Annotated in this window: 28 protein-coding genes and 6 pseudogenes; 16 read left to right on the top strand and 18 right to left on the bottom strand. The window is 67.1% G+C overall.

Annotated features, from left to right (window positions below; all coding sequences use genetic code 11):
* Positions 1-39 precede the first annotated feature (39 nt).
* Entirely contained in the window at positions 40-438 is a 399-nt protein-coding gene (locus BN1555_RS39485; RefSeq protein WP_176710364.1) for a hypothetical protein, read from the top strand.
* A 336-nt stretch (positions 439-774) separates the two neighbouring features.
* Here the strand turns inward: BN1555_RS39485 and BN1555_RS36290 are convergent, their stop codons facing one another.
* On the bottom strand, positions 775-1,689 hold the full coding sequence (locus tag BN1555_RS36290; RefSeq protein WP_093804188.1) for an IS982 family transposase: 915 nt from the start codon (positions 1,687-1,689) through the stop codon (positions 775-777).
* Positions 1,690-1,743: 54 nt separating this feature from the next.
* Complete coding sequence (locus BN1555_RS36285) at positions 1,744-2,148, bottom strand: SgcJ/EcaC family oxidoreductase (protein WP_093804203.1); 405 nt, start codon at positions 2,146-2,148, stop codon at positions 1,744-1,746.
* A 195-nt stretch (positions 2,149-2,343) separates the two neighbouring features.
* On the opposite strand from BN1555_RS36285, the pseudogene BN1555_RS41185 reads away from it, so the two are divergent.
* Together BN1555_RS41185 and BN1555_RS41180 are read left to right on the top strand one after the other, a co-directional pair.
* Positions 2,344-2,718, top strand: a pseudogene (locus tag BN1555_RS41185) (arylamine N-acetyltransferase); the annotation flags it as partial.
* A 98-nt stretch (positions 2,719-2,816) separates the two neighbouring features.
* The gene (locus BN1555_RS41180; RefSeq protein WP_255306552.1) at positions 2,817-3,173 is read left to right on the top strand and encodes an arylamine N-acetyltransferase family protein; all 357 of its coding nucleotides are present in this window, start codon (positions 2,817-2,819) and stop codon (positions 3,171-3,173) included.
* A gap of 32 nt (positions 3,174-3,205) precedes the next feature.
* On the opposite strand, the gene BN1555_RS36275 is transcribed toward BN1555_RS41180, so the two are convergent.
* The gene (locus BN1555_RS36275) at positions 3,206-3,526 is read right to left on the bottom strand and encodes a hypothetical protein (RefSeq protein WP_093804187.1); all 321 of its coding nucleotides are present in this window, start codon (positions 3,524-3,526) and stop codon (positions 3,206-3,208) included.
* Entirely contained in the window at positions 3,501-4,034 is a 534-nt protein-coding gene (locus BN1555_RS36270; RefSeq protein ID WP_176710363.1) for a transposase domain-containing protein, read from the bottom strand. Before BN1555_RS36270 ends, BN1555_RS36275 begins: the two co-directional genes overlap by 26 nt.
* 220 nt (positions 4,035-4,254) lie before the next feature.
* Here BN1555_RS36270 and BN1555_RS36265 point away from each other — a divergent pair, with 220 nt between their 5' ends.
* Positions 4,255-5,949 (top strand): ISAzo13 family transposase, encoded by a 1,695-nt coding sequence (locus BN1555_RS36265; protein WP_093804185.1) that lies wholly within the window; start codon positions 4,255-4,257, stop codon positions 5,947-5,949.
* Positions 5,950-6,086: 137 nt separating this feature from the next.
* Here BN1555_RS36265 and BN1555_RS36260 read toward each other — a convergent pair whose 3' ends face one another.
* Genes BN1555_RS36260 through BN1555_RS36250 form a run of 3 tightly spaced genes read right to left on the bottom strand, consistent with a single transcriptional unit; the run spans position 6,087 to position 7,010 of the window.
* Positions 6,087-6,410: a hypothetical protein gene (locus BN1555_RS36260; protein WP_255306545.1), complete on the bottom strand. Its 324-nt coding sequence runs from the start codon at positions 6,408-6,410 to the stop codon at positions 6,087-6,089.
* Positions 6,407-6,775, bottom strand: coding sequence for a DUF6247 family protein (locus BN1555_RS36255; protein ID WP_093804183.1), 369 nt, complete (start codon positions 6,773-6,775; stop codon positions 6,407-6,409). The genes BN1555_RS36260 and BN1555_RS36255 overlap by 4 nt, the downstream gene beginning before the upstream one ends.
* Positions 6,776-6,812: 37 nt before the next feature.
* Positions 6,813-7,010 (bottom strand): type II toxin-antitoxin system prevent-host-death family antitoxin, encoded by a 198-nt coding sequence (locus BN1555_RS36250; protein ID WP_093804182.1) that lies wholly within the window; start codon positions 7,008-7,010, stop codon positions 6,813-6,815.
* Between the two features lie 147 nt (positions 7,011-7,157).
* On the opposite strand from BN1555_RS36250, the pseudogene BN1555_RS36245 reads away from it, so the two are divergent.
* A pseudogene (locus tag BN1555_RS36245) lies at positions 7,158-7,877 on the top strand (IS6 family transposase); the annotation flags it as partial.
* A 147-nt stretch (positions 7,878-8,024) separates the two neighbouring features.
* Here the strand turns inward: BN1555_RS36245 and BN1555_RS39480 are convergent.
* Positions 8,025-9,221, bottom strand: a complete 1,197-nt coding sequence (locus BN1555_RS39480) for a hypothetical protein (protein ID WP_176710350.1) — start codon at positions 9,219-9,221, stop codon at positions 8,025-8,027.
* Between the two features lie 187 nt (positions 9,222-9,408).
* On the opposite strand from BN1555_RS39480, the gene BN1555_RS36240 reads away from it, so the two are divergent.
* Complete coding sequence (locus BN1555_RS36240; RefSeq protein WP_141662980.1) at positions 9,409-10,032, top strand: hypothetical protein; 624 nt, start codon at positions 9,409-9,411, stop codon at positions 10,030-10,032.
* Positions 10,033-10,178: 146 nt separating this feature from the next.
* On the opposite strand, the gene BN1555_RS36235 is transcribed toward BN1555_RS36240, so the two are convergent.
* From BN1555_RS36235 to BN1555_RS36225, 3 genes are all read right to left on the bottom strand, one after another.
* The gene (locus BN1555_RS36235) at positions 10,179-10,706 is read right to left on the bottom strand and encodes a transposase (RefSeq protein WP_093804202.1); all 528 of its coding nucleotides are present in this window, start codon (positions 10,704-10,706) and stop codon (positions 10,179-10,181) included.
* A 240-nt stretch (positions 10,707-10,946) separates the two neighbouring features.
* Positions 10,947-11,303: a helix-turn-helix domain-containing protein gene (locus BN1555_RS41175; RefSeq protein ID WP_255306544.1), complete on the bottom strand. Its 357-nt coding sequence runs from the start codon at positions 11,301-11,303 to the stop codon at positions 10,947-10,949.
* A 144-nt stretch (positions 11,304-11,447) separates the two neighbouring features.
* Positions 11,448-12,215 (bottom strand): transposase, encoded by a 768-nt coding sequence (locus BN1555_RS36225; RefSeq protein WP_093796984.1) that lies wholly within the window; start codon positions 12,213-12,215, stop codon positions 11,448-11,450.
* A gap of 28 nt (positions 12,216-12,243) precedes the next feature.
* Between BN1555_RS36225 and BN1555_RS36220 the strand changes: the two are divergent.
* The 4 genes and pseudogenes from BN1555_RS36220 to BN1555_RS36205 all read left to right on the top strand — a co-directional run.
* Positions 12,244-12,510, top strand: a pseudogene (locus BN1555_RS36220) (transposase family protein); the annotation flags it as partial.
* Between the two features lie 173 nt (positions 12,511-12,683).
* On the top strand, positions 12,684-13,916 hold the full coding sequence (locus BN1555_RS36215; RefSeq protein WP_093804180.1) for a hypothetical protein: 1,233 nt from the start codon (positions 12,684-12,686) through the stop codon (positions 13,914-13,916).
* Between the two features lie 103 nt (positions 13,917-14,019).
* The gene (locus tag BN1555_RS36210) at positions 14,020-14,451 is read left to right on the top strand and encodes an Imm21 family immunity protein (protein WP_369689050.1); all 432 of its coding nucleotides are present in this window, start codon (positions 14,020-14,022) and stop codon (positions 14,449-14,451) included.
* A 392-nt stretch (positions 14,452-14,843) separates the two neighbouring features.
* A complete protein-coding gene (locus BN1555_RS36205; RefSeq protein ID WP_093804179.1) occupies positions 14,844-15,863 on the top strand; it encodes a protein kinase family protein in 1,020 nt (339 codons plus the stop codon).
* 79 nt (positions 15,864-15,942) lie between these two features.
* On the opposite strand, the gene BN1555_RS36200 is transcribed toward BN1555_RS36205, so the two are convergent.
* The gene (locus BN1555_RS36200; protein WP_141662979.1) at positions 15,943-16,341 is read right to left on the bottom strand and encodes a hypothetical protein; all 399 of its coding nucleotides are present in this window, start codon (positions 16,339-16,341) and stop codon (positions 15,943-15,945) included.
* A 13-nt stretch (positions 16,342-16,354) separates the two neighbouring features.
* Positions 16,355-16,624 (bottom strand): annotated as a pseudogene (locus tag BN1555_RS36195) (IS5/IS1182 family transposase); the annotation flags it as partial.
* Between the two features lie 72 nt (positions 16,625-16,696).
* On the opposite strand from BN1555_RS36195, the gene BN1555_RS36190 reads away from it, so the two are divergent.
* Positions 16,697-17,946, top strand: a protein-coding gene (locus BN1555_RS36190; RefSeq protein ID WP_255306543.1) for an IS3 family transposase whose coding sequence is annotated in 2 segments (ribosomal slippage) — positions 16,697-17,015 and positions 17,015-17,946 — 1,251 coding nt in all. Because the reading frame shifts where the segments join, the coding sequence is not laid out codon by codon here.
* Here BN1555_RS36190 and BN1555_RS36185 read toward each other — a convergent pair.
* The 3 genes from BN1555_RS36185 to BN1555_RS36175 form a co-directional block, all read right to left on the bottom strand.
* A protein-coding gene (locus BN1555_RS36185; RefSeq protein ID WP_176710368.1) for an IS5 family transposase occupies positions 17,925-18,721 on the bottom strand; the annotation gives its coding sequence in 2 pieces (ribosomal slippage) (positions 17,925-18,388 and positions 18,388-18,721; 798 coding nt in all). The genes BN1555_RS36190 and BN1555_RS36185 overlap by 22 nt on opposite strands.
* Positions 18,722-19,066: 345 nt before the next feature.
* Positions 19,067-19,495, bottom strand: a complete 429-nt coding sequence (locus BN1555_RS36180) for a YceI family protein (protein WP_255306542.1) — start codon at positions 19,493-19,495, stop codon at positions 19,067-19,069.
* A 308-nt stretch (positions 19,496-19,803) separates the two neighbouring features.
* Positions 19,804-21,246: an NF041680 family putative transposase gene (locus BN1555_RS36175; RefSeq protein ID WP_304364563.1), complete on the bottom strand. Its 1,443-nt coding sequence runs from the start codon at positions 21,244-21,246 to the stop codon at positions 19,804-19,806.
* 97 nt (positions 21,247-21,343) lie between these two features.
* Here BN1555_RS36175 and BN1555_RS36170 point away from each other — a divergent pair, with 97 nt between their 5' ends.
* The 5 genes and pseudogenes from BN1555_RS36170 to BN1555_RS41165 form a co-directional block, all read left to right on the top strand.
* Complete coding sequence (locus tag BN1555_RS36170) at positions 21,344-22,636, top strand: IS256 family transposase (RefSeq protein ID WP_093804123.1); 1,293 nt, start codon at positions 21,344-21,346, stop codon at positions 22,634-22,636.
* A gap of 28 nt (positions 22,637-22,664) precedes the next feature.
* Positions 22,665-23,003, top strand: a complete 339-nt coding sequence (locus BN1555_RS41170) for a hypothetical protein (protein ID WP_141662978.1) — start codon at positions 22,665-22,667, stop codon at positions 23,001-23,003.
* Positions 22,904-23,467, top strand: a pseudogene (locus BN1555_RS39475) (IS3 family transposase); the annotation flags it as partial. The gene BN1555_RS41170 and the pseudogene BN1555_RS39475, both read left to right, overlap by 100 nt.
* A gap of 15 nt (positions 23,468-23,482) precedes the next feature.
* A complete protein-coding gene (locus BN1555_RS36155; protein ID WP_141662976.1) occupies positions 23,483-23,779 on the top strand; it encodes an IS3 family transposase in 297 nt (98 codons plus the stop codon).
* A gap of 123 nt (positions 23,780-23,902) precedes the next feature.
* A pseudogene (locus BN1555_RS41165) lies at positions 23,903-24,112 on the top strand (IS5/IS1182 family transposase); the annotation flags it as partial.
* Positions 24,113-24,148: 36 nt separating this feature from the next.
* On the opposite strand, the gene BN1555_RS38305 reads toward BN1555_RS41165, so the two are convergent.
* Both BN1555_RS38305 and BN1555_RS36150 read right to left on the bottom strand, forming a co-directional pair.
* Positions 24,149-24,352: a hypothetical protein gene (locus BN1555_RS38305; RefSeq protein WP_218058275.1), complete on the bottom strand. Its 204-nt coding sequence runs from the start codon at positions 24,350-24,352 to the stop codon at positions 24,149-24,151.
* Positions 24,353-24,562: 210 nt separating this feature from the next.
* A complete protein-coding gene (locus BN1555_RS36150) occupies positions 24,563-25,276 on the bottom strand; it encodes a hypothetical protein (protein WP_093804170.1) in 714 nt (237 codons plus the stop codon).
* Positions 25,277-25,335 lie beyond the last annotated feature (59 nt).

Genomic DNA, 25,335 nt, shown 5'->3' with positions numbered 1-25,335 from the left:
GGTGTCATGAGCATCTGATAGACCCTGGCTATAACGTTCGTGGCGGTGGTCAAGGGTGATGCGGGCGGATGGAGCGTCGAACGGGGTGCGCTGACCAAGGTGATCCGTTCTCGGTGGGCTGAGGTCGAGATCGTTTCGTCGGCCCATAGCGCAGTGCGCAGTCTCATCTGGGAGCTCGATACGGCGAACGGCCCGGGTGAGGCTTATCTGCACGAGGACGGCACCTGCCTGTACATGGACGTGTGGGAGGAGGACGCGATCTGGTTGGCGATCGCCGGCTGTGTCAAAGGAAACGTCCTCGGTAGCAGACCTGGACAAGGAGGTGCAGCGAAGTCGGAGCAGGGATCGCGCGCCCCCGGCCGCACCTGGACAAGGGGGTGGCGGCGGGCGCACCGGTGCGGTGTGGAACATCAGGTGCGGCCCACCGGGCGCGTGTGAGAGTGCCCGGCATTGTCGGGTAGTGCGGCGCACCGGGTGCGGTGGCGCACCATCGCGGTGCGCACCACTGAGCCTCCGCCAACTTGTGGTCGCAGGTCAAAGGGCTGGTGTGACCGGCTTTCGGGATGCTCACGCTGGTCGTGGGCGACAGTCTGCGGAGTAGATCGTCTGGAGCGGTACGAGCTGATCGAGGGAACACGGCCTGGTGCTCCAGCTGGATTTCGCTGGATGGCCCGCGGGTTTGGCTGGGTGGCTGGAGTGGAGTGGCCGGGGAGGGCGTAGTACCCGGGGCCTGGGACGGGCAGTACCGGCGACTAGATGATCGATTCCAAGGGGTCAGTGGTCGTAGGCGGTCAGTGAGCGTAGGACGGGTTGTCCGGTGTGGTCGTTGTGCCAGATCGCGGCGGTCAGCGCGAGGATGCGCTGCATGACGCGGGCAATCACGCCGCCGGGCGTGCGCCCTCGGTGCTGTTCGAGGTCGAGCTGGCCTTTGAAGGTCTCGTTGACCGACTCGATGACCTGCCGCAACGGTTTGAACAGGGGAGCTCCGGGCCGTTCCGGCTCCCCCTTGCGGGCCGGCCGCATCAGCCGGATGTCCTGTTTGGCGAGCTCGTCTTCGAAGCCCCGGCCGAAGTAGTTCTTGTCGCCGATCAGCGTCTGGGCAGGACGCGCGGCGACGAGGCCCGGTTCGGCGGCCAGGAGGTCCAGCAGGGTCTCGCGCTCGTCGGCCTTGGCCCCGGTCAGGGCGAAGGCGACGGGCAGGCCCTGGAGGGTGCACACCAGGTGCAGCCGCAGGCCCCAGAAGAAGCGGCTGTGACTGGCGCAGTACCCGTACTCGGCCCATCCGGCCAGGTCGGAACGCTTGACGGTCTCGCGTGAACGGCCGCATTCCACCGGCGTGGAGTCCACGATCCACACGTCGTCGCTCCACACCGAGGTGTCGGCGGCCAGCAGCCGGGTGACCCGCCGCAGCAGTCCGGCACCCTTGCGCAGCCGCTTGTTGTAGCCGGGCTGCTTGGGCAGGTACGGGAAGAGATGCCGCAGGTGGGAGCGGGCATAGCGGAGCCATCTGGCCTCGGAGACGAAGCCGAGCATGGCCTGCATCATCGCCAGTGTGACCAGCTCGGCGTCGGTGAGCTGCGGGGCGATCCCCACGGCCGGCCGCCATGGCGCGAGATACGGAGACGCCTTCAGCAGGTCGTCGGTCTTCACGTAGAGTGCGGTCGCGAGGGTGTCCAACTCTGTCTTCACACACTGACGTTGGACACCCTCGCCGCGTGCGCGCAGCCAATCCGTCCGAATTGATCAGTCGGCGACGACCCCCGTGTTCTGGCAGGCGGTCAGCAGCCAGCGGCCGTCGTCCTGCTTGGTCATCACATACAGCGGGGCGCCCTCGCTCTCGTCGTCCGGGCTCAGGTAGCGCTGACGAACCTTGACCGCCGCGACATCGGGGCGGATGAAGAGCACATGGACCACCTCATAGCTGACCTTGCCGTCCCAGTTGGCCGCGGGGAGCACCTTGCGGGTGAACTCCGAGATCGCATCGAGGCCGATGAGAACCTTGCCGTGGGCCGTAGTCCAGATCGCGTCGGGGTGGAAGAGGGCGAGGAATTCGTCGGGGTCCTTGTGCTGCTGGGAGTGCTCGACGGTGGCGACGACCTGCTTGACGGCTTCGATGTCTGCGGCGTACGCCGTGGATTCCGTGGTCATGTGGACCATGGTGCAACCTCAAGCACAGTTGAGATCAAGAGAGTGACCGGTCCAAGGGATCGGCTGCACGAATTCGGTGAGGGCGTCCGCTGAGGACGTCCACTGACCCCTTGGAATCGATCATCTAGGCTGATCGCACCTTCGAACGGTTAGGGGGAGCATGATCGACGTCGACGGGTATCTGGCCGTGCTGGGGTGGAGCGGCCGGCGGGCCCGAGCACCGAGGCACTGTGGGCGCTGCACCGGGCGCAGGTGGAGCGAGTCGCCTACGAGACCCTCGACAACCAACTGGGACGGCCGGCGGGCATCGGCGCCGCGGAATCCGTGGCCCGGATCCTGCGCGGGCGCGGCGGCTACTGCTTCCACCTCAACGGGGCCTTCGCCGCGCTGCTGACGGCCCTCGGTTACGACGTGACTCTGCACCGGGCCGGGGTACAGGGCGAGGTCGAGGACCCCGAGGGCCCGGGCGGGGACCATCTCGCGCTCACCGTGGGGATCGACGGCGAACGGTGGCTGGCCGACACCGGGCTCGCCGGCGGAATGTACGAGCCACTGCCACTGCGCGAGGGCACCTATACCCAGGGGCCGTTCACCTACGCGATGGCGCCGTCGGTGGTGGTGCCCGGCGGCTGGCGGTTCACCCACGACCCCGCGGCGCGTTCACGGCGATGGTCTTCGCGCCGGATCCAGTGGAGCTGTCCTCCTTCGCCGCGGAGCACGAGCGGCTGTCCACTTCCCCCGAGTCCGGATTCGTCCGGGTCCTCCAAGCCCAGCTCCGCGACGCCAAGGGCGTGGACATGCTGCGCGGCTGTGTGCTGCGCCGGATCGACGCCGAAGGCACGTACGAGCGGACCATCGACTCGGCCGACAACTGGTACGGCGTACTGGCCGACGTGTTCCACCTGAACCTGACCGACGTCGCCGCCCCGCGCGGGCAGCGCTGTGGCACCGCGTCCACACCGCACACCAGGAGTGGGAGGCTGCGGGGCAGCGTGCAGCAACGCTCTGACGGGACGATCGGCTGACCGGTTCCCGCGCTCTGCGAACGGCCGGTCCTCTACGATCCTGTGCAGGAGGGTAGTGACCAGCCGGTGAAGACGGTCCCGTCCGCGCAGGTCACCATGACGGTCGCGTCGATGACACGGACCTTCTCCGTACCGATCACCGACAGATACGAGCCGTCGCCGAGACGCGACAGGACCGGGATGCGGCGGTTGGCCCAGAGCCGAGCCAGGACCTGGGCGCCGGTCGCGTTCACGGCGGCGAGGAAACTGTTGCCGTCGAAGCCCTTGTCCCACAGGACCAGCATGTCCGGCCGCAGCAGATGCAGCAGCCGTGAGGCGTAACCGGTCTCACCGCTGGCCGGCGGCCCGAACACCGCGCCGATGAGTGCCCTGGCCCCGGTCTCGCCCAGCCATCAACTCCATGGTCGGACAACCGTGGTGAGACGTCCGCCCCAGCCAGACCCGGTTCCGCTCGGAGCCGACGACCTTCTGCGAACTGCACCCGTCGAACGACACCGTCCGGAAGAGACCGAAACGCACCCCTGGAGTCGTCGGCCGGGCCGTCGGCCCGGCCAGCACCTCGAACAGTGCCCGCACCGGTGCGACTCCAAGCCGACGGCGCAGATCACGCAGGGCCTTCGGCGTCGGACCGGCCACCGAAATCCCCTTCAGGACCGCCGTCAGTTTGTCCCAGACCAGCCGGTATCCGACCTCGGGGAACAGGCACACCGCCAACAGGAAGTACACCCCGACCCACGACGGGAAATCACGCAGTCGCCACTGCACCGACCGCATCTCCTCCAAGACCGCGTCGACCAGCCCAAACGGCACGACGGCTGTCAGCTCGCCCGGATGCCCCGGCGCGAACCGGCCCGCCGCCACGGTGACCGTACGAGTGAGGGCCACCACCGGTGCCGACAGGACATGATGAAACGGCAACGGAGCTTCTCGGGAACAAGCTGTCCTGGACGACTGCCTGTACCAACGAACTCCATTGCTCTACGCCGGGAATCCCCCAACGGGCTTGCGTGACCTGCAAAAACGCTAAGGACTTGCCGGGAAACAAGCCGTCGCTTCCGGCTCCGAGGCTCGTTGCCATGATATGGGGAGTCCGGAGGGGATCGAGGCGGCCCTGGCCGCGAAGTTTGCGACGCTGTTCCCGCATCTCGACGAGCGGCAGCGGCGGCTGGCCATAGGAGCAGAAGCACGGTCACTGGGCCATGGAGGCATCAGGCTCGTCGCTCGTGCGGCCGGAGTCCGGGAGGGAACCGTGTCGTGCGGGGTGACAGAACTGGAGTCCGGCGAGGCGCCGTTGGGACGAGTGCGCCGGTCCGGTGGGAGCCGCAAGCGTGCGGTGGACCTGGATCCGGGCCTTCGGCCGGCGTTGCTGGCCTTGGTGGAACCGGATGTACGCGGGGACCCGATGTCGCCGCTGCGCTGGACGACGAAGTCGACCCGGCAACTGGCTGCCGAGCTGACCCGGCAGGGGCACCGGGTCTCGGCGGACACCGTGGCGGCCGTGCTGCGCGAGGAGGGTTTCAGTCTCCAAGGCAACGCCAAGACCATCGAGGGTGCCCAACACCCGGACCGCGATGCGCAGTTCCGCTATATCAACGACCAGGCCAAAAGCTTCCAGGCCGCCGGAGACCCGGTGATCAGCGTGGACACCAAGAAGAAGGAGTTGGTCGGCAACTACAAGAACGCCGGCCACGAGTGGCGTCGCGAAGGTGATCCGGTCCGGGTGCGCACCCACGACTTTCCCGATGCCGATCTAGGAAAGGCGGTCCCCTACGGGATCTACGACCTGACCGCGGACACGGGCTGGGTCAACGTCGGCACCGACCACGACACCGCGGCCTTCGCCGTCGCCTCCGTCCGCCGCTGGTGGCACGCGGTTGGGCGCGACACCTACCCGCGCTCGCACCGTCTGCTGATCACTGCGGACGCGGGCGGTTCCAACGGCTACCGCACCCGGGCCTGGAAGTTCGAGCTGGCCGCGCTGGCTGTCGAAACGGGCCTGGAGATCACCGTGTGTCACTTTCCTCCGGGCACATCTAAGTGGAACCGAATCGAGCACCGACTGTTCTCCCACATCACGATGAACTGGCGAGGCAGGCCGCTGACCAGCCATGAAGTCATCGTGAACAGCATCGCAGCGACCACCACCCGCACGGGACTAACAGTCCGCGCCGAACTCGACACCGCCCTCTACGAGACCGGCGTCCGCATCAGTGACGGGCAGCTGAACGCCCTGCCACTGAGCCGCCATGACTGGCACGGCGACTGGAACTACACCCTCCACCCCCAGGAACACAGCCGGGACGGCGCCCTTCCGATCCCGCCCCAGAACGAAGCTGGCCCCGGCCGCGACTGGCTGACCCATCCTGCCCTCACCGGCATCCCGCACGAGCAGTGGGACTCGCTGGTCACCGAGTTGGCAGCAGCCCGCGCGGCTCAGCGGGAAGCAGACCTCCATCAGCGACGCGGCGGCGACCGGCAGAAGACCCCTGCCGCTGGCCTCTACACCGGTCGACGCCCCGGCCTCACCCTCGTCGACCGGCTCCTGGCCACCATCCTCTACCAGCGGTTCAAGCTCCCCCAGGTCGTCATCGCCCCGCTCTTCACCGTGACACCCGTGACCCTCAACCGGGCGATCAGTCAAACCCGCCGGCTCCTCCACGACATCGGACACGCCATCGAACCCGCCGAGACGCAACTGGCCACCCTCGCCGATCTCGCCGACCTCACCGCACACCTCGGCATCCCCAAACCGGAGATCAAGACGGCGGGTTATTGATCGGCAGGTCCTAACTACCCGGCCTTGGGTAAAGGGCCAACCAGCAACACACCAGGCCAGCCAACACCCCACACACCAACAAGCCCTCCCAGCGTCAGCGGTAGATCATTTCGCGCGGGTCGGCCGTGCGTTCCCGGTCAGGCCCAGAACGCGTCGGTGACGGTGATCTGGGGATCGGCGTGACGGCGGATGAAGGTGAAGATGAGCCAGCCCCGGCCGCCGGCGAGGTCGACAATGTGCGGGCCGCCCGGACTGGTCGAGGCCAGCGGGCGGACGGTGAGCCAGTGCGGCAGGGACACGTCGGCGTCGATGCCCCGGTAGTACGGATCCGGCGCTGTGATCAGCTCGGCCCGGGCCGCCAGGAACAGCTGCTTCCCGTCCTGGGGCATGCTCTCGAAGTCATGGAGTGCTTCTGCCGTCCAGTCCATCTTCCAGGGCGGGCATGGGAGCTCATCGCTCACCGGCCGGGCTCCACGGCGGCCGCCTGACGGCGCAGCCGGCTGTACTCGGCCAAAAGGGCGGCGGACTCATGGGCGTCCTCGGACTTCGCAGCACGGGCTTCGAGGTCGCGCAGGTGTCCTTCCAGGTTGGGATCGCGGGCGATGGCGTACTGGGTCCACCACAGGCGCATGAAGGCCGGTACCGGGGTGAGGTTGAAGGCGTCAGCGATCGCGCGGCGCCAGTGCGCCTCGAAGTCGGGCAGCAGATGCGGGGCGTGTTCCTGGATGGCCAGGCGCAGGGCCTGCGGGGTGCGTTCGGGCATGGGCGGCACCGGGCGGGACCGGTCACCGCCGGGGCCGTCGAAGTGGATCGGCTGCGCTGTCATGACGAGAGGCTCCTGGTCTGCCTGTTATCCGGCCTGGTCAGGCCGCGTCCTGGTCGGCGCCGGAGTCCCTCGGGCGCTGTGCCATGTACTGCTCGAACCATTCGGCAGGCACGAGGTAGGCCAGGGTTTTGCCCTTGCGAGTGATCGCAGCCGGCTCGCCTGCGATCCGGGTCCGGTCGAGGATCTCGCCCATCTGCCTGCGGAGGTCGATCGTCGTGTACGTCTTCGGTTCCATCCCCTCACTCTAACCCAACTATCATAGTTGCGATAGTTGGGTGGCTTTCAAAAGCCCCGGTCATCGACACCCCTCCAGCGGGCGCTGTCGCGTTGGTTGACCGGGTGGGATTGATCTTCGGGTTGATCATGGTGGAGGGGGTTGTCCGTGGGCAGTGCGTCGCCGTCGTGCAAGGGGCGTCGCTGCCCGGTCGAGGTCGTCTCCCCCTGCGTGTGGCTGTACTTCCGCTTTCCGCTGTCGTTTCGCGAGGTAAAGGAGCTGATGCTCCAGCGCGGCGTCATCCTCTCCCGCGAGACCGTGCGCCGCTGGTGCGCCACGTCCGGGCAGGCCTGCGCAGACGGACCGCGCAGCCGCCGGCCCCGGCCCGGGGACAAATGGCATGTGGACGAGGTGTTCATCAAGGTCAACGGCGAGCTGAAGTATCTATGACGAGCCGCCGACGCCGGCGGCAACGTCCCCGGCATCCCCGTGCAGAACCGGCGGGACAAGGCCGCCGCCAGGCGGTTCTATTGCCACCTGACGAAGAAGACGCGTGCAGTGCCGCGGGTGGCCGTCACCGACAAACTGCGCTCCCACAGCGCCGTGTCAACGGCGAGGTCATGCCTTCCGTCGGGCACCGCGCTCATAAAGGCCCGAACAACCGGGCCGAGAACAGCCACCAGCCCACCCGACAACGGGAACACGCGATGAAGGACCTTGCGATCCACGGGCGCGGCACAGCGGTCCCTGTCCGCGCTCAGCGGCATCTCGCCGCACTTGCGGCCCCACCGCCACCTGACGCCCGCACATCACTACCGAGCCGAGATAATCATCCGCTTCGCCGTCCGGGATCAGATCACCGACGCCGCCGACCGGCCCACCACGGCCCGAAAACACGACCGCACCCAGGGCCCATCACACCCCGACACACCGTCAGACAACCACGTACCCAACAGCACGACAACGCCCTCTACGGAACCGCGACCGCGCTACGCGCCGCTCAGGGCGACTCGGTTCACTAGGCGGCTCACGCTATTACTGACCGGGCATCAGGGCGTGGAAGTGGGCCGCTGCGCACTCGGCTATGGCTTCGACGTACGGCACGTACGCGTCAGGATCGGCGTGGTCGGTCATCGCGAAGGTCAGAGGATCGTTGCCGAGCGGCGGAGCCCGGAAGGCCATGATCTTGGATGGGATCAGACTTTCTGTGAACTCTTCGATGCTTTCTTCGGACCACTTGTACGTATAGCCGTACCCCCCAGGAGGCCGCCTGGACTTGTGTTCTGTCGCGAAGCCGAACTCGCCGGATTGGTTCACAGTGAAGATCTGATCGGAGGGCAGGAACAGGTCGTAGAGCCACCTCGCCCCGGGGAGGCAGCCAGGCGGTAGTGCCGGAGGCGTCCGCAGCCGGGTGGTGTCGGGCAGACCCGACCAGTCGAAGCGGATCCACCAACCACAGAGCACCTCATCAGGGTTCCCTTTGATCGTGCCAATGCCGGGTCTTCCCGCATCCTCCAGTGCCGCGGCTGTTCCGGTGATCGCCTCGGCGGCTTTCCGTACGGCTTGCGCGCGCGCCTGCCTGTTGCGGACCGACGCCCGCACACCCCCCCACCACCCGGCGACGTCACCCACCGCCGCTTGTACTTCGGCCGGCCAGCTTGTCGGGTTGTCCCCTCTCGCTGCCATCTCGCGGGGGCTGACCCCGCCGGGCAGTGGACGGTCAGCCACCTCCTGCCGACGTTCCCACTCCCTGAACCGGGCAACGGCTTCCGTCATCCGGCGCTCTTCCTCTTGGAAAGCTCGTCTGCTGGCTTCGCCCGCGTGAGCCTCCTGCTCCGCCAGGCGCGCTTCGATGACGTCTCGGACCGGCTGGTAGACCGCCGCCGCCGACCGCACCCGTTCCTCGAAGGATGTGTGGGCATCGTCAAACTGCACCCGCTCCTGCCGGTTCAGCACCGCCCAGCGCCATCGCCGGATCCGCCGCTGAGCCTCCCTCATCTCCTCCTGCGCGTCGGCGATCCGCTCCACGAACAAGGCGGCGGCAGCAGTCCAAGAGGCGATTTCCTCAGGTGTGCCGCTCACGTCCACGTCTCTGGGCAGCGATGTGCGGTCGGCGCCCAGCAGGCGCTCAACGTGGTCCGCCGGCCGGTCGGGTTCCCGGGGGAACCAGTACAGGGTGATGTCAAGGTCCGAACCGAGCCGAAGGCCCCTGTACGAAATCTGTAAGGCCATACCCCCACAGTGACAGAATCCCCGCCCCGGGAACACAGGTTCTGAAAGGGCGAAGACCCACGCCAGCCTCCAAACTCCGAGTTGTCGACGTTACCTGGATCAGGCTCAGAGACCACCAGCACGTCCGGACTTTGCGTCGGTTCGGAAAGCGGTGGCTCCGGTGGACCTGAACCGACAAGATTCAGGTATGTCAGATGAATGGCCCCCGCCCGGGCACTCCTTCTCCTACCGGATGAGCACCCAGCTGGACCGTGGACCGTCTTTCGACCTGGACTTCACCACCCCCGGTGCCCGGTCCAGCGTGGACATCTCCACCTTCAGAGTGGGGCGCCACGGAGGCCCGGATGAAGCCGACCTCGCCTTCCGTGAACGCCTCTACGAGCTGATCGGCGCCATCGTGGTCGCCAGCGGACATGTGGAGGCGGCCATGAAGCGGCTCATTTTGCTGCTGAGAGACGAGCAGGGCGGCTTCTCGCTCGTCGACAAAACATGGTCCGACCTTCACAAACTGCTGGTGGCGCAGTCCCGTAGGAGCATTCCGCAGGCCGCCGTGCTCGCCGAGATCCTTGAGTGGGGCGAGGCCAGCGAGCTCAAGCGCCGCCGCGACGATGCTGTTCACGCTTCCTGGTGGAACTGGGACGGCGTGGGCGTCATGCGCTCCCGCTTCTTCCGGAGGCAGGACGGTACCAACATCGTCTGCACCCTCGAGGACCTCAAGGAGGATGCGAGGCTGCTCTTCGCGTACGCCGAGAAGCTCGACCTGCTTCTCGGGGCGGACTGGCCGCAGGCGAGACTGCCGCGCCGGACCTGATCTCCTCCTCCTGCCGTTGCCCGGCGGGATGCGGACGTACGAGCATGGAGCCGGGGCGGGCGGCGGAGTCCGCCGGTGGGCGGTAATACTTCGTTAGGTCTGCTGGCTGTCTGTGACGTCGTGAGTGGTGCCTAGTGCTGGATTCCTCAAAGGATGTACAGATATCGGCGGCGTAAGCGCCTGGTGGGTGGTGCAGGTCTGCCCCATATCCAGGGCCGGGCCCGGGCGTTGAGCTGGGGTGTTGCCAGGCGGGTGGCTTGTTCGGTCTCGGGTGGCCCGGCGAATGACTGTCCTGCGGGGGCGGCCTTGTGGAAGATGCGCCACCAGCCTTCCTGGAGGTTGAGCCAGCAGGCGCCGACGGGGATGAGGACGTGCCGGATCCTGGGGTGGTCCTCCAGCCAGGTGCGGGTGGACAGGCTGTTGTGCGAGGACAGGCTGTCGGTGACGACGTAGATGTCCCCGGTGGGATTGGCCGCCTCGATCTTCTGAAGAAACTGCTGGTAGAAGGCGCTGTTGCGGGAGGATGCGGTCATGGTGACCTGCTGTCCGTCCCGCACGCGTAAGGCGCCGTAGACCCAGGTCTTCTCCGGCCCGCGACCGTAGTCGACCTCGGACTTGATGCGGTGACCGTCCGGCGACCAGCCCGGCGCCGGCGGGAACGTGCGCGGGATCACCGGTCCGAGCTCGTCGGCGCAGACCACCGTCGCGCCATCGGGCGGGCAGGTGCAGAGCTCGATGATCCTCGTCTTTTTCCCTCAAAGTCCGCGTCCTTCGAGCGGGTCCAGGACCGGGTGCGGCGCCAGCGCACTCCCTCGGCCAGCAGGATCCGGCGGACCTGGCTGCGACCGATCTCGATACCCAGCCGCCTGCCCTCGGCGGCCAGTGCGTCCAGGGTCCACTCCGGCGGCCCCGACTCATCCGTCGCGGCCAGCTCTCCGTCGGCCTGCACAGTCAGCCGGCCTGGAGGCGACTTTGACCAGGCCGATGATTCTTGAGCGTTGCGCCTCGGTGATCCGCCGCTTGCGGCCCTGTCCACCCAGGTCCTCCAGCCCGTCCAGGCCCACACGGTTGAAGCGGTGCAACCAGCGGCGGACCGTCTTGGCGCTGCGCCTCAACTCATCCGCGATGACCGGGACACGCTGTCCGGACCAGTTCAAGTCGACCATCCGTGCCCGCAACACCAGATCACGCGGCGCTTTGCGCGCTCGCGACAGCCGACGCACGACCCGTTCCTCATTCTCGTCACGGCTCAGCCGTGCCCGTAACACCATCGCCCAGCACCCGCCCCCCGAGCACTAAATCACCCCGCCACCAGGACATATACCCAGAGAAAGAGGAATCCAGCACTAAGGGTTGTCCCGTAAATGATCTTCGAGTCGTCTTGGGTAGGGCTGGTCGCTGTGCGGTCCGTTGGCCTACCCGGCGAGAGCGAGGTTGTGCAGGCGGGCGATGCCGAGCATGGCGTGGTGGACTCCGTCGCCTTTGAGGCGGCAGTCGCGGAGGATCTTCCAGGTCTTCATGCGGGCGAAGACGTGCTCGACGCGGGCGCGGACCTGCTTGTGGGACTTGTTGTGCGCCTGCTTCCACTCCGGTAGTTCTTCGCCTTTGCGCCGGCGGTGTGGCATGACGAGTCCGGTGCCGGGGTAGCCACCGTCGGCGATCGTGAGGGTCTTGCCGACGGCTGCCTTGGCGCCGGATTCCTCCCAGGCTTTGCAGTCGTTGCGGTTTCCGGCAAGCGGTCTTCCCACCGCGACGACCAGGCGGGTGTCGGCGTCGATGACGACCTGATGGTTGGTGGAGTACCGGTAGTTCTTCGACTGCGCGGCGATGGCGTGGTCCCGGGTCGGGACCAGGGTGCCGTCCACGATCAGCACGGTGTCCTTGGCGAACCGCTTGCGGGGCTGGAGCGCGAGCATCGGCCCGAGGTGGTCGATGATGCGGTCGGCCGCCGACTTGGAGACCCCGAACAGCGGGGCGAGCTGGCGCATGGTCAGGTTGGTGCGCCAGTACGCCGCGACCAGCAGGGCCCGGTCCTCCAGCGGAAGGCTCCACGGCCGGCCCTTGCGGACCGCATCCGCACCCTCGCGTCGCAGCACGGTCACCAGCTTCCCGAAACAGCGCGGGCTCAGCCCGGTGAACGGGGCTATCCAAGACGGCTCCGACGCCGTGATCACACCAGCCACACCAAGATCATCTCACCCGTGACCAGCAGTTACGGGACAGGCCTTAGTCCTGGCCGACCGCGCCTACCAAGGCGCCGGCGCCACCCTCCGCACCCCCTACTACCGTCACCGCGAACAGCCCACCTGCTACCAGCAGTACAACCGCGACCACGTCCACCTGCGAGCACCAGGCGAACGCGCCTTCGCACAACTCAAGACCTGGAAGCTCTTCCGCGCCGCCCGCTGCAGCCCCCGCCGCATCAGCAAACTCATCGCCGCCACCCACACCCTCCTCACCTGCGAAAACTCAGGATGAAAGAGGCTCACTCAGGGCCGGAAGTGAAAGGGTGGCCCCCGCTTTTCCGCATTCTCGCCGCATCGGCGTCGGCCGCCTGTTCAGCGCCTCCGGTCGAGGCTATTGTCAGGAAAATGATGAAGTTAAGTGGGCAGCCTGCCGTTCCCGCCACCGTCAAATTGTCATTGCAGTCCTTGATCGACAATCGGAAATCGTTCAGCCCGCAGTTACGTGAACTTTTCGACCTGGTCGACGGAAACCTCACCTGCCACCTATTCATCGACGCACTCGCTTCGGGCGTCGACGTGCACGGGTCCACCGGTGTGTTCGTGAGTCCGCCCCAGGCCCCGCAGGGCACCTTGATCGCGGAGGCGCTCCTGCTCAAGCCCCAGATGATACTCGCGCCGCACGAGTCGTTCATCAAGGTGACCGTGATGGCGGGCCCGGGAACAGACCCGGGCCAGGCGGCGGTCACCCTGCTGCACGAACTGGAGCTCCACGTGGCACCGGCCGGTGACCTGCTCAGGGAGATCAGTCAGGAGGTGCGGTCCGACGACGCCCGACTCGGGTTGGTCCTCGCCTACCTGCGCCGCCCCGACGAGCACGTCGCCCTCGACCGTCAGGAGCAGTACGTCCGCAGCGCGGCCCGGATTCGCATGGCCACGGTGGGAAGTTCCGTGCAGGACTGGGGCGCCCACCTGATGACGGGTGCCTGCGCGGACGCCCTTGAGCAGTTCGCGGCCTACGAGACCACCCCGGCGAACCGGGTGGCAAACTCGGTGGAACGCGCGCAATGGCTGGCGGCCCTGGTCGACGCCCTTCGGAGCCATGGCCCCGAGGCCGTTCTCCAGGCGCAACTGCCGACCCGGCCGGCGGTCCACGCCCGCCCCGCCTTCGACGGTGACCTGTCCACGCTGGTGGCCTTCAGGACGTTCCAGCGCGTCGACCCGCTTGACATCATCGACGAGGCGCGGACGACACGCCGCGCAACGGTGCTCGGTGTGCTGGACCTCTACCGGCACCGGATCGTTCCCGCCCTCCTGGCCCAGGCAGGCCCCCTCGGGCTGACCGACCCGATCCAGCAGACGTTCTTCCTGACCTACCACGGCGTGCCGGGCCTGATCGCCTGGGAGGCCGGCAACACCGGTGCCGGTGCCGCCGCCGGCACCCTGGAGAACGTGAAGGTCGTCCCGGCATGGCCGCCGACGGAGCCGGTCTTCTGGCTCACCCGCGAGGAACGCACCACATGGACCCGGGACACGGGCATTCCCCAGTCGGTGTTCGACACCCCGGGCATCGAGAACGGAAGCTACCTCTACGTCGACGGCGTGAAGTACCGTGCGGCGGTGGCCGACAGTGATCGGGTGGGTGAAACGAGGTTCTTCGCCTACGGCCGCAGATACATGGTGCTGCGCCCGGTCCGCTGACCGCACCGCCCGCTGCAGCCCCCGCCGCATCAGCAAACTCATCGCCGCCACCCACACCCTCCTCACCTGCAAAAACTCAGGATGAAAGAGGCTCACTGACCACATGACCGCATCTTGCAACGTTTCCCGTCACCTCCATGCCGATCTCGCTTGGGTGCAGTCGATGGGTGGCCCCTTGATCGCTATCCCGGTCTCTGCGCTGGACCAATGGGTCGGATGCACGGAAGACGGAGTCATCGTCGGCGGCACCGATGTTCCCGACGACTACGACCGTGCATGTGACGTGGAAGGCTGGGCTGGGACCGTCGAGGTCGGCGCCGAGGGGTCCGGGCTGGTGTTGGCCGACGAGCCCGCCACGACCTGCTACCTCCCTGAGCAGAACATCTTCCTGCGATGGCTGGCGGCCGACTCTGACGCCGAGCTGCTTGAAGCTGCTGCCAAGGCCGTCATCGAGGACCCCGCGACCGCCTGGGAGAACTGTGGCGTCTGGGATGTCGATGGGGCAGCGGTTCTCCTGGACTCCGCTGTAGCCTGAGCTGACCTGGCCGTGGAGTACCCGGATCAGGAAGGCTTGCCGGGGCAGGCCCGAGTTTCCGTGCCGGCAGGACGCTGGAGCGTTCGCGCATTTCACAAGACGGGCGACTTTCCGTGGGTGGGGATCGTCCAGCTCATTCCTGCGTAATCGGTCTCAGCCGTCTGATCGGCGGGCCACCTCGGCCGCGTAGGCGGCTCTGAGAGGGCGGAAAGCGAGCTTCTGTCTGCTTGGTCCTTGGGCGTGGGGCAGGTGTGCAGGTCAGAGCGCATTTGTTGAGGGTTGCGGGCTGCCGGACTCAAGGTGTCGGCCAGCAGGCAGGCTCGTCGTCAGCCACCTGATGCGAGAGTCGGGCTCCCGGCGCAGTCGTCGAACTCCCCGTAGGGTAAGGCCCCATGTCCTTCGCCACGCGGCTGACCGCGTACAGCGCCGTCTCCACTTCCCTGGCTCTGCTCAGCGATCACGCGCTGGCGAAAGTCCTGGATGCGGCCGCGCCGATCGGATCCGGGATCGGCGGGAAGTCGGCGCTGTTGGAGGTCGCCGGGATGCCCGTGTTCGTCAAGCGGGTGCCGCTGACCGACCTGGAACGGTGGCCGGAGAACGTCCGGTCCACGGCGAACCTGTTCGAGCTGCCGTTGTTCTGCCACTACGGCATCGGCGGGCCGGGCTTTGGAGCGTGGCGGGAACTGGCTGCGCACGCCATGACCACAAGCTGGGTGCTCGCGGGCGACTACGAGGGTTTCCCGCTGATGTACCACTGGCGGGTGGTGCCGGATTCGATGCCGCTGCCCGAGGAGCTGTCCGACATCGAGAGCACGGTCGCCTTTTGGGACGGCGGATCGCAGGTACGCCGGCGCATCGAGGAGCTGCGGGACTCCTCGGCGAGCATCGCGCTGTTCCTGGAGTACATCCCGCAGAACGTGCATCAGTGGCTCGGCGAGCAGATAAACGCTCGTGGAGAGGCCGCCGATCGGGCGTGTGCGATGGTGGAGCGGAACCTAGAGGCAGGGATCTCGTTCATGAACGCCCGTGGCCTGCTGCACTTTGACGCCCATTTCCAGAACATTCTCACCGATGGCGAGCGCCTGTATTTCGCGGACTACGGGCTGGCCATCTCCTCCCGGTTCGAGCTGTCGAAGGACGAATCCGCCTTCTTCGAACGGCACCAGAACTACGACCGCTGCTATACGGCCATGTACACGTCTCAATGGCTGGTCACCGCACTTTTCGGGTCCGGGCGGGAAGATCGCGAGGCCCGGCTGCGCGCGTACGCCCGGGGCGAGGTCCCTACCGGAGCCCCCGCGACGGCCACGGCGATCCTCGCCCGCGACGCGCCAGCCGCCGTCGTGATGACGGACTTCTTCCGCAGCCTCCAGCACGAGAGCAGGCAGGCGCCGTACCCGATAGAGCTTTGAGGGGGCGGGGAGCGGGTTCGGCCTGGTGTGTCACCGAGCCCGGATCAAACCCCCGACACGTGGCGTGGAGCGGACGTGATCATCGGCTACAGAGTGCAAAAAGACCGGGCTCGTTCTCGGCGATCAAACCGCGGGCAACCAGCCGCTTGAGCTTGCAGCGCATTCCTTCGATGTTCTTCGACTCAAGGCCGAGGTCGAGCACCTGGCACAGGTCTTTCGCGCGCACGGGCCTGTCCGCGTCGGCGAGGGCGGTGAGGATGTGCTGGTAGACGGGATTGTCGGGCAGGGACCGCGGCTGCGGGTCGTGCTCGTCGATCGCGAGGGTGAGCAAGACCTTGCGGGTTGTGGCCAGGTCGGCGAGTTCCGCTTCCAGTTCGCTGATCTGGGCGGTGAGCTGGGCGAGCTGCACTCGTAGGGAGTCGGCGTGGGTGCGTACGGCTTGCTCGCGGTCGGCGAGTTTGTCCAACAGCGAGGTCACCGTCATCGTCCTTCTATAGTCCGCGCCAGGTCGGGGCACTCGTGGCGGTCAGCCGACGGATCATGATCGAGCTTATGACCCAGTAGATCCGGGACTCGCTCGAGCGCGGGTTGCCCTCGTAATCACGGGTCAGCCGCCGATGCAGCATCAACGTGCCGAAGGTCTGCTCCACCCTCCACCGGATCGGCTGCGGCACGAAGCCGGTATCGACTGAGTTGCGCTCGACGATCTCGACGTCGATACCGATCTCCCGGCCATGTTCGACCACGGTGTTCTTGAACCCAGGGCCTCCCCCTGAGTGGTGGACACGCTGATACTGGATCTGCTTGATCCGGAGGAAGCGAGAAGACCGCCGATGGCGATGAAGGACTATTCGGACGAATTCAAGGCCGATGCTGTGGCCCTGTACGAGTCCACACCCGGGACGACCTACAAGAACATCGCCGCTGACCTGGGCATCAACCGGGCGACCCTGCGTGAGTGGGTGCTGCGGGACCGCGAACGCCGTGGCGTCACCGCCGCGGCTGCAAGCCCGGCCGCCCGACCTCGGGAGGCGATGCCGTCCGCTGATCCGGACGAGCAGGTCCGGCAGCTGCAGGCCCGGGTGGCAGAACTGGAGGCGAGTGAGCGCAAGCTCGCCACCGAGTGGGACATCCTCCACAAGGCGGCCAAGTGTTTCGCCGGGGAGACGAACTGGTGAGGAGCCGCTTCCAGTTCGCCTGCGACCACCGGGACACCTACGAGGTGAAGCGGCTCTGCCAGGTCCTGGAGGTGAACCGGTCCAGCTACTACAAGTGGCTTGCCGGCGCCGAGGCCCGGGCTGCCCGCCGGCACAATGACCAGGTCCTGGCCGAGGAGATCCGCGAGGTCCATGGTGAGTCCGGCGGTGCCTACGGCTCCCCGCGCGTGACCGCCGAGCTCCGCGAGAAAGGGCGGCGGGTCAACGAGAAGAGGGTCGCCCGGATCATGCGGACGTTTTCCATCACCGGCATCCGCCTGCGCAGACGCGTGTGCACCACCGTCCCGGACCCGGCCACCTCACCGGTCCCGGACCTGTTCCAGCGGGACTTCACCGCCACCGAGCCGGGCCGGAAGTACATGGGTGACATCACGTGTCTCCCGCTCGCAGGCGGGGAGTTCCTCTGTCTCGCGACCGTTCTGGACTGCTTCAGCCGCAAGGTCGTCGGCTGGTCCATCGCCGACCACATGCGCACCGACCTGGTCACCGACGCACTGCGGATGGCAGCCTCGACCCGCCGCGGCCTGGATGGCGCCGTGTTCCACTCCGACCACGGGGCCCAATACGGCTCCCGGGCCTTCGCCGGCCTCTGCGACCAGCTCGGGGTGACCCGGTCGATGGGCGCGGTCGGCACCAGTGCCGACAACGCGGCCTGCGAAAGCTTCCACGCGTCCCTGAAGCGCGAGACGCTCCAGGGCGCCCGCGACTACGGTGACGCCAGCACCTGCAAAAGGGCGGTATTTGCCTGGCTGACCCGCTACAACACCCGCCGTCGGCACTCCGCCAATGGCCACCTCAGCCCCAACGAATACGAACGCCGACACCACACCGCTAAGAGGTCGTCTCATTTGGCGAGTCTGCGGTAGCAGATGGGGGTGCAGGCGATGCTGGTGAAGGCCAGGAAGTGGTCGGCTTTGCGTTCGTAGCGGCGGTGGAGGCGGCGGCACCCTCCGAGCCAGGCCATGGTGCGCTCGATGGTCCAGCGGTGGCGGCCAAGACGCTTCGAGGGCTCGATGCCTTTGCGGGCGATGCGGTGGGTGATGCCGCGGGATCGGAGCCATCCGCGCAGGTGACGGTTGTCGTAGGCCTTGTCGGCGTGGAGCTTGGCCGGCCGCCTGCGGCGGGGTCCGCGACGGGAGCGGATGGGCGGGATACCCCGCACCATGGGCTCCAGGGCCTGGCTGTCGTGCAGGTTCGCGCCCGAGATGCCGATGGAGATGGGCAGACCGGAACGTTCGGTGATCAAGTGGATCTTCGACCCAGACTTGCCTCGGTCCACAGGATTCGGACCCGTCAGATCCCCCCTTTCAGGGCCCGCATGCTCACCGAGTCGATCGCGCACCTCGACCAGTCCAACTCCCCGCGTGCGCCGAGTTCATCCAGCACCAGACGGTGGAGCTTGGCCCACACCCGGGCCTTGCTCCACTCGGTGAACCGCCGGTGAGCGGTCGGCCCCGAGGGCCCGAACGACGGCGGCAGCTGCCGCCACGTACACCCCGACGTGGCCACGAAGACGATCGCCGCCAGCACCTCACGGTCCCCGTACCGCCGACGGCCACCACCCTGCGGCCGCGACGGAGAAGGCGGCACCACCCGCTCGAACAACACCCACAACTCATCCGGAACCAACCGCTCCACAATCCCCACGGCACCAGATTACCGAATCAATCCAAATGAGACATCCTCTAAACTCACACTCGCCGCGTGATCAATAGCCGCGTGCCCACCTTCACGGGGAAGGCCCCGGGACTACGAACGGCTCGTCCAGCACTCCGAAACCTTGATCACTTGGGCGGCGATTACCCTTATGGCCCGCCGCATCACCAGCCAGTCGGCCCGCCGGGCCGAGCGCGCACCGACGGCATGACGACAGCGCAGGGCCTGACCGAGCGCCTCGCTGTGTGGACGCCATCCCGCGTGAGCACGGTGAAAGCGGCAGGTTACAAGTAGCCGAGGGGCCTTCGCCGCTTGCGGGCTGGACCCGGTTCAGCGGTTGGCGACAACCTCCAAAGTGATCCTTAGGTGCCGCCCCGTCATTCCTTTGGCCTTGGTAACACCGAAGGCGTACCTGTCGACCCTGGCAGTGCCGCTGGCTGTGATCCGCTTACCTTCGTGGAGAACGGTGTCGAGCGTGACGGCTACCGGCCGAGTTACCCCGCAGACAGTCAGTTCCCCCTGCAAAGTGGCATCTGAAGCGGATCGCTCCAGGCGTTGGCTCCGGAAATCGATCTCAGGATGTCGAGCCACGTCCAGGTAGTCGGGAGACCTCACATGTTCGTCACGCTGCTGATTGCCGGACCCGAAGCTGGCTGCCTCCATCACGACCTGTATCGAAAGCTCTTCTACAAGCTCGGCAACAGTGATCCGGCCTTGGCCGATAGTGAAAGTGCCACGGACTGGGAGCAGCCCGAACATGGCACGTGTGTCGAAACGGACCATTGATGCCGCTGGATCGATGTGGTACGTACCTACTGCGGGTAGGGACTGGTTCCCCGGTATTGCCATGAACTCGTAGCCTCCGCCTGCTGAAGATCCACCGTGATGAATCAGCCTCTCGCAACTCCAGCTGGTGTGCCACCCCTTCAAGTGACGGAGTGGCAACCGACTGAGGTACTGAAAAACGGCATCGACTGAGGCGCGGCACCATCCGGCATGCCCACGTCCGTCCAGCCTGATCACAACCTGGCCGGGGATCAGAAACAGGTACTGAGCTTGTTCTTTCTCTACCAAGATCTTCCGGGCTTGCCGATGGCCTTGAGGGTTTCGGGGCGTTTGACGGTCTTGCCGATGTCATAGCGGGGTGCCCGGTGCCTGTTCTTGGCGCCGGGTGGCCGTCCTGGGCCGGCGCCGCGGGGTTTGGGAACGCGGGCCGGGCAGACGAGGTGAGCGCGGATGTTCCTGAACCCCCGGCGGACCCGGGCGGGGGTGAGCCGGCTGGAGGCGGTGGGCTTCTCCCAGGGCCGGCGGAGGTCTTCGGCGAGAGGGCGGGCGAGCCGGAGCTGGGGGTGAGCGACGATCAGGATCCAGGTCCAGCGGTCCGCCGCCTCGGGAGTACGGAGTTTCGGGGTGGTCCAGCCGAGGGTCTGCTTCGCGAAGCGGAAGGTGTGCTCCAGATCGAAGCGGCGGAGGAACGCCTGCCAGAAGCGGTCCACATCGTCCGGGGTGGCACCGGTCTTCGAGGACCGCAACCACACCGGCGGAGCATCCCGGTCCTTCGATAGACGCTCGACCTTCAACCGGATCAACGTGCCTTCGACCAAGGTCAGTTCGCCGTCGTGGTCGAGCCATGAGGAACGGTGGGCGAGCCGGGGATGGACCCGGTCCCATGCCTGTGTTTCGGCCTTGCCGTAGTTGGTGGTGCCGGTGACGGTGGTGATCGCGGGCTCGGGCCAGGTCTCCGGCTTGGTGAAGCGGAACTCCGGTCCGTGCTTGGGTGGCCGGCCGTTCGTCCCCGGTCGGCGGGACGGATTCGGCAGGCGCATGACGCGGTCGGAGCGGACCCGGCCGACCAGCTCGACCGGCAGATCGCGCAGGACCCAGGCCAGGCGGGTGACGTCGCAGCCGGCGTCGCTGACGATCACGATATGCGGATCCCCGTTCTGCCACTGTCCCGCGGTGATGAGCCGCTCGGCGACTCCCCGCAGCTGGGCGGCGGTGACCGCGGTCGCGTCGTCGACAGGTCCGAGGCGGACCGCGTCCAGGATCGCGGTCCAGGAGGTGACGCCCGGCTCCAGCACGGCGACGAAGGAGTAGGGCCAGCCCGGGATGAACTGCGAGGCCGTCTTCGCCCGGCCGTAGACGTGGCAGAAGAGACGTTCCGCCGAGCACGGCGCGTCCGAGCGGAGCCACGGCGACACGTCGACCGCCAGGACCAGGCGCCCGCCGTCGAAACGCGGCAGCGACAGCCCGGCCAGCACCGTCCGCAGCCGATCGGTGTCGATGCGGCCGTGGTTCAGGCCGCCGTACATCGCTCCGTGTCCACGACGATGTTCGGGCAACAGTGTCAGGTCCACCGGGGACTTCACCGCACCGTCGGCACACAGCACCGCGTCCGCCAGCTCGAACAACTCATCCCGCCGGGCGGTCAGACACTCGTAGAACTCTCCCCGGAAGCGTGACGCTTCCGCGAACGCTTCCCTCCGTACGGCATCAGGCAGCAGACTCACCCCCACGGCCTTCGTCCTGGTCAGTGCACCTTGGTCGGAGCACATGATCGGGACTGTAAATCGTTCGGTGTAACTCCCGATCATGGAGGATGCACCGATGACCAGTGAGAACGTGTCCAAAGCCGAGATCAGCGAGGCGATAGAGCCCCAGCCGGCGAGGGCGGTGGACGACCGGCTGATCGACGAGCTGGTCTCCCGGGTCCAGGCCGAGGGCCTGCAGCTGACAGGCGAGGGCGGACTGCTCCAGCAGCTGACGAAGCGGCTGCTGGAGTCCGCACTGGAGGGCGAGATCACCGACCATCTCGGCTATGACAAGCACGACCCGGCCGGGAAGAACGGCGGTAACTCCCGCAACGGCACCCGCGCGAAGACCGTGCTGACGGACGTCGGCCCGGTGGAGATAACCGTGCCCCGCGACCGCGACGGATCCTTTGAGCCGAAGATCGTCAAGAAGCGGCAGAAGCGCCTGACCGGGGTGGACGAGATGGTCATCTCGCTGTCCGCGAAAGGCCTGACCACCGGCGAGGTCCAGGCCCACCTGGCCGAGGTCTACGGCGCCGACGTCTCCCGCCAGACGATCTCCACGATCACCGACAAGGTCCTCGAGGGCATGACCGAATGGCAGAACCGCCCCCTCGACCCCGTCTATCCGGTCGTGTTCATCGACGCCATCCACGTCAAGATCCGCGACGGCGCCGTCGCCAACAGGCCGATCTACGTGGCGCTGGCCGTCACTGTCGAGGGCCGGCGCGAGATCCTCGGGCTGTGGGCCGGTGACGGCGGCGAGGGCGCCAAGCACTGGATGCACATCCTCACCGAGATCAAGAACCGCGGCGTGAACGACGTTCTGATGCTGGTCTGCGACGGGCTGAAGGGCCTGCCCGACGCGGTCGAGACCGTCTGGCCGAAGACGATCGTGCAGACCTGCGTGGTTCACCTGCTGCGGAATTCCTTCCGCTATGCCGCCCGCCAGGACTGGGACAAGATCGCCAAAGTCCTCAGGCCGGTCTATACCGCCGCGACCGAGGAGGCCGCACTCGAACAGTTCGCCGAGTTCGCCGACACGTGGGGCCGGAAATACCCGGCGATCATCCGGCTCTGGGAGAACGCGTGGGAGGAGTTCACCCCGTTCCTGCGGTTCGACACCGAGATCCGCCGCATCGTCTGCACGACCAACGCGATCGAGTCGGTGAACGCCAGGATCCGGCGGGCGGTCAAGGCCCGCGGGTATTTCCCGAACGAGCAGGCCGCGTTGAAGTGCGTCTACATGGCGATCATGTCGCTCGACCCGACCGGCAAGGGGCAGGCCCGCTGGACCCTGCGCTGGAAGACCGCTTTGAACGCCTTCGACATCACCTTCGACGGCCGGCTCTCCGCAGCTCGTCAGTAACCCCAACCACCCTCATTACACCGTTCGATTGACAGACCCGGCTCTGCGCGGCTGGATCCGGCAGGCCGAGGCGGATGCCGGCGGGCGGGATGACCGGCTGACGACCGACGAACGCGCCGAGCTGGCAGCGTCGCGCAAGGAGAACGCCCAGCTCAAGCGGGCGAACGACGTCCTGCGGACGGCCTCGGCGTTTTTCGCGGCGCAACTCGACCCGGCCCGGCCCAGGCGACCGCGCTCCTCGATGAGCATCCACGCCCGGGAGTCGAGTGCGTACTTCGGGAACTGCACATCGCTTCCTCCACCTACTACCGCTGGCGCCGCGCGGAACGTGAGCCGTGCGAACGCGTGCGCAGGGACGCCGAGCTGACCGGACAGATCAAGCAGATCCACGCTGACTCGGGCGGGACCTACGGCTCGCCACGCGTCCACGCCGCACTCAGACGCGAGGACGTACACGTGGGCCGCAAAAGGATCGAGCGCCTGATGCGTGAGGCCGACATCGCGGGCATCAGCCCACGCGGCAAGGGCTTCACCCGCCGCGACCCGAAGGCCACCCTGGCCCCGGACCTGGTCGAGCGGGACTTCACCGCGCCCGTGCCGAACCGATTGTGGGTCACCGATCTGACCATGATCTCGACTGGTGAGGGGCCGCTGTGGCTCTCGGCGATCCGGGACGCGTTCTCACGCCGGGTGGTGGCCTGGGAAACCTCGGCCCGCGCGGACACCGACCTGGTGCTGACCACACTCGAGTACGCCCTCGCCTCCCGCGAGGTCCAGCCCGGCGAGCTGATTCATCACGCTGATCACGGCTGTCCATACACGTCTGTGTAGCCGACAACGCGCTTGGTGCGGGCCGGTGTCCAGGCGTCGATGGGCTCGGTCGGGGACTCGTTCGACAACGCCCTCGCGGAGAACCTATGGATGATCATCAAGACGGAGTGCATCCGCGGGCGCGTCTTTGCCACCCGGGCCGAGGCGAACCTCGCACTCTTCGAGTACATCGACGGCTTCCATAACTCCCGGCGCGTCCAGAAACGGCTCGGCTATCTCAGCCCGATCGAGTTCGAGGAGAAGCACTACACCGACCAGGCAACGGCCGAACGAGGGAACCTGAAACCCCGCAAACCCCACCCGACCAGCTGATCAACACCTCCCGCGCAGCGGGGGAACCTCACCGACCGCGCCTACGCGGGCAAGCTCGTCACCTGGGCCAAACGACACCTCAACCTCAGGATCAAGACTGTCAGCCGTTCGAAGGACACCTCCGGATTCGTTGTCCTGCCCCGCAGGTGGGTCGTTGAGAGGTCATTGGCCTGAATCATGCACGCCCGTCGGCATGCCCGAGACTACGAACGGCTCGTTCAGCACTCCGAGAGCCTGATCACCTGGGCCGCCATCACCCTCATGGCCAGGCGCCTCACGCGGCAACGTCAGGTGAAGCCGACGGCGCCACCCTCATCGGCACAGGCAACCTGATCACCCCGCTCCCCAGCGAACCGCCTTGCGGAGAGTTCAAAGGGACTGTCGCCGCGAACGCCGTGCCATCGCGAAAGTGATACCGAGGACTCCGCCTACGCCGCTGCCGAGCACCAGGCCGATGGCCACGTTGTCGAAGACGGACAGCCCGAGCAGGACCCCAATCGGGACGCCTACCAGCATGCCTACAACAAACCCTTTAGCAGGAAACGGCGTTTCGCCTTCGTCATCGTTTGTCACACGCTCATTGTGCCGAACGCCATGAGAAGCGGGTCTGTCACCGTCCCGATCCGGCCAACCTTCGAAAACAGGTACTCAACGCATCCAGATCGCCATGCCTCTCACCGCCACCACCCTCCCCGTGATCCTCCAGCGGTGGTTCAACCGCTGACCCCCGCGGGCCGGCGCCCCGGAGGAACTGCGGCACGTGGACAACCAGGAGCCCACGTTTCACCAGCTGGTGGTGTCCAGGCCCTTCCAGCCGTGTCCCAGTCCGCGTCGGCGGGTGCGAGCGGCTGGTGAGGATCTGGTGGTAAGGGCCGTGGTGAGTTGCCGGGCGGCGTGCGGGGTGAGCCCTGCGGTGACCTGTTCGGAGTCGATGACGCGCGCGTAGCTGCCAGTCCCGTACGCGGCCAGCGCCTGCCCGAGAGCGGCGGCCGCCGTGCCGGCGGGCCCGACGCCCCACAGCGCCTCTGTGTCCTCCGTGACCCGGTGCTCCTGGTGTTCACCGCGGGGAGTGAGGAGCGCGGCCAGGGCCTGGGCGTCGGCTGCTTCCAGTGTGACGGTCACCAGCGCGGCACCGAGCTGGTGCACCCGGCCGCGGCCGATGCCGTGTACGGCCAGCGCCTGACGCAACGGCCCGCTCACCGCAGCTGCGCCACGCCCGGCCGTACCCTCACCGGCCGGTGCGCCAGCCCGGGCCTGTTCGGTGTGTTCGCGCAGTGCGGCGACGGCGGCCGGGATGACCGCGAGGATCTCCGCGCTCCCGGAGTCGAGCTGGGCCAGGGCGCCCGCCAGGACCTCCAGCGCGGACGAGGCATCCTCAATGGCGCCTGGACTCCACTGTCCGGGGCCCGCGGTATCGGCGAGCCGGCAGGCGGCCAGCACGACTGCTTCCGCGTGCGCCTCCACCTTCGCCCCGGCCCCGGTCGAACTCGGCTCCATGTCCCGCCCCACACTCGGCCGGCACCGCGTGTGCCGGTCAAGAACCCATGATGCGGCCC

The sequence above is a fragment of the Streptomyces sp. Wb2n-11 genome (assembly GCF_001049855.1).
Lineage (GTDB): Bacteria > Actinomycetota > Actinomycetes > Streptomycetales > Streptomycetaceae > Streptomyces > Streptomyces altiplanensis.
This window is presented reverse-complemented; position numbering and strand designations above follow the sequence as displayed.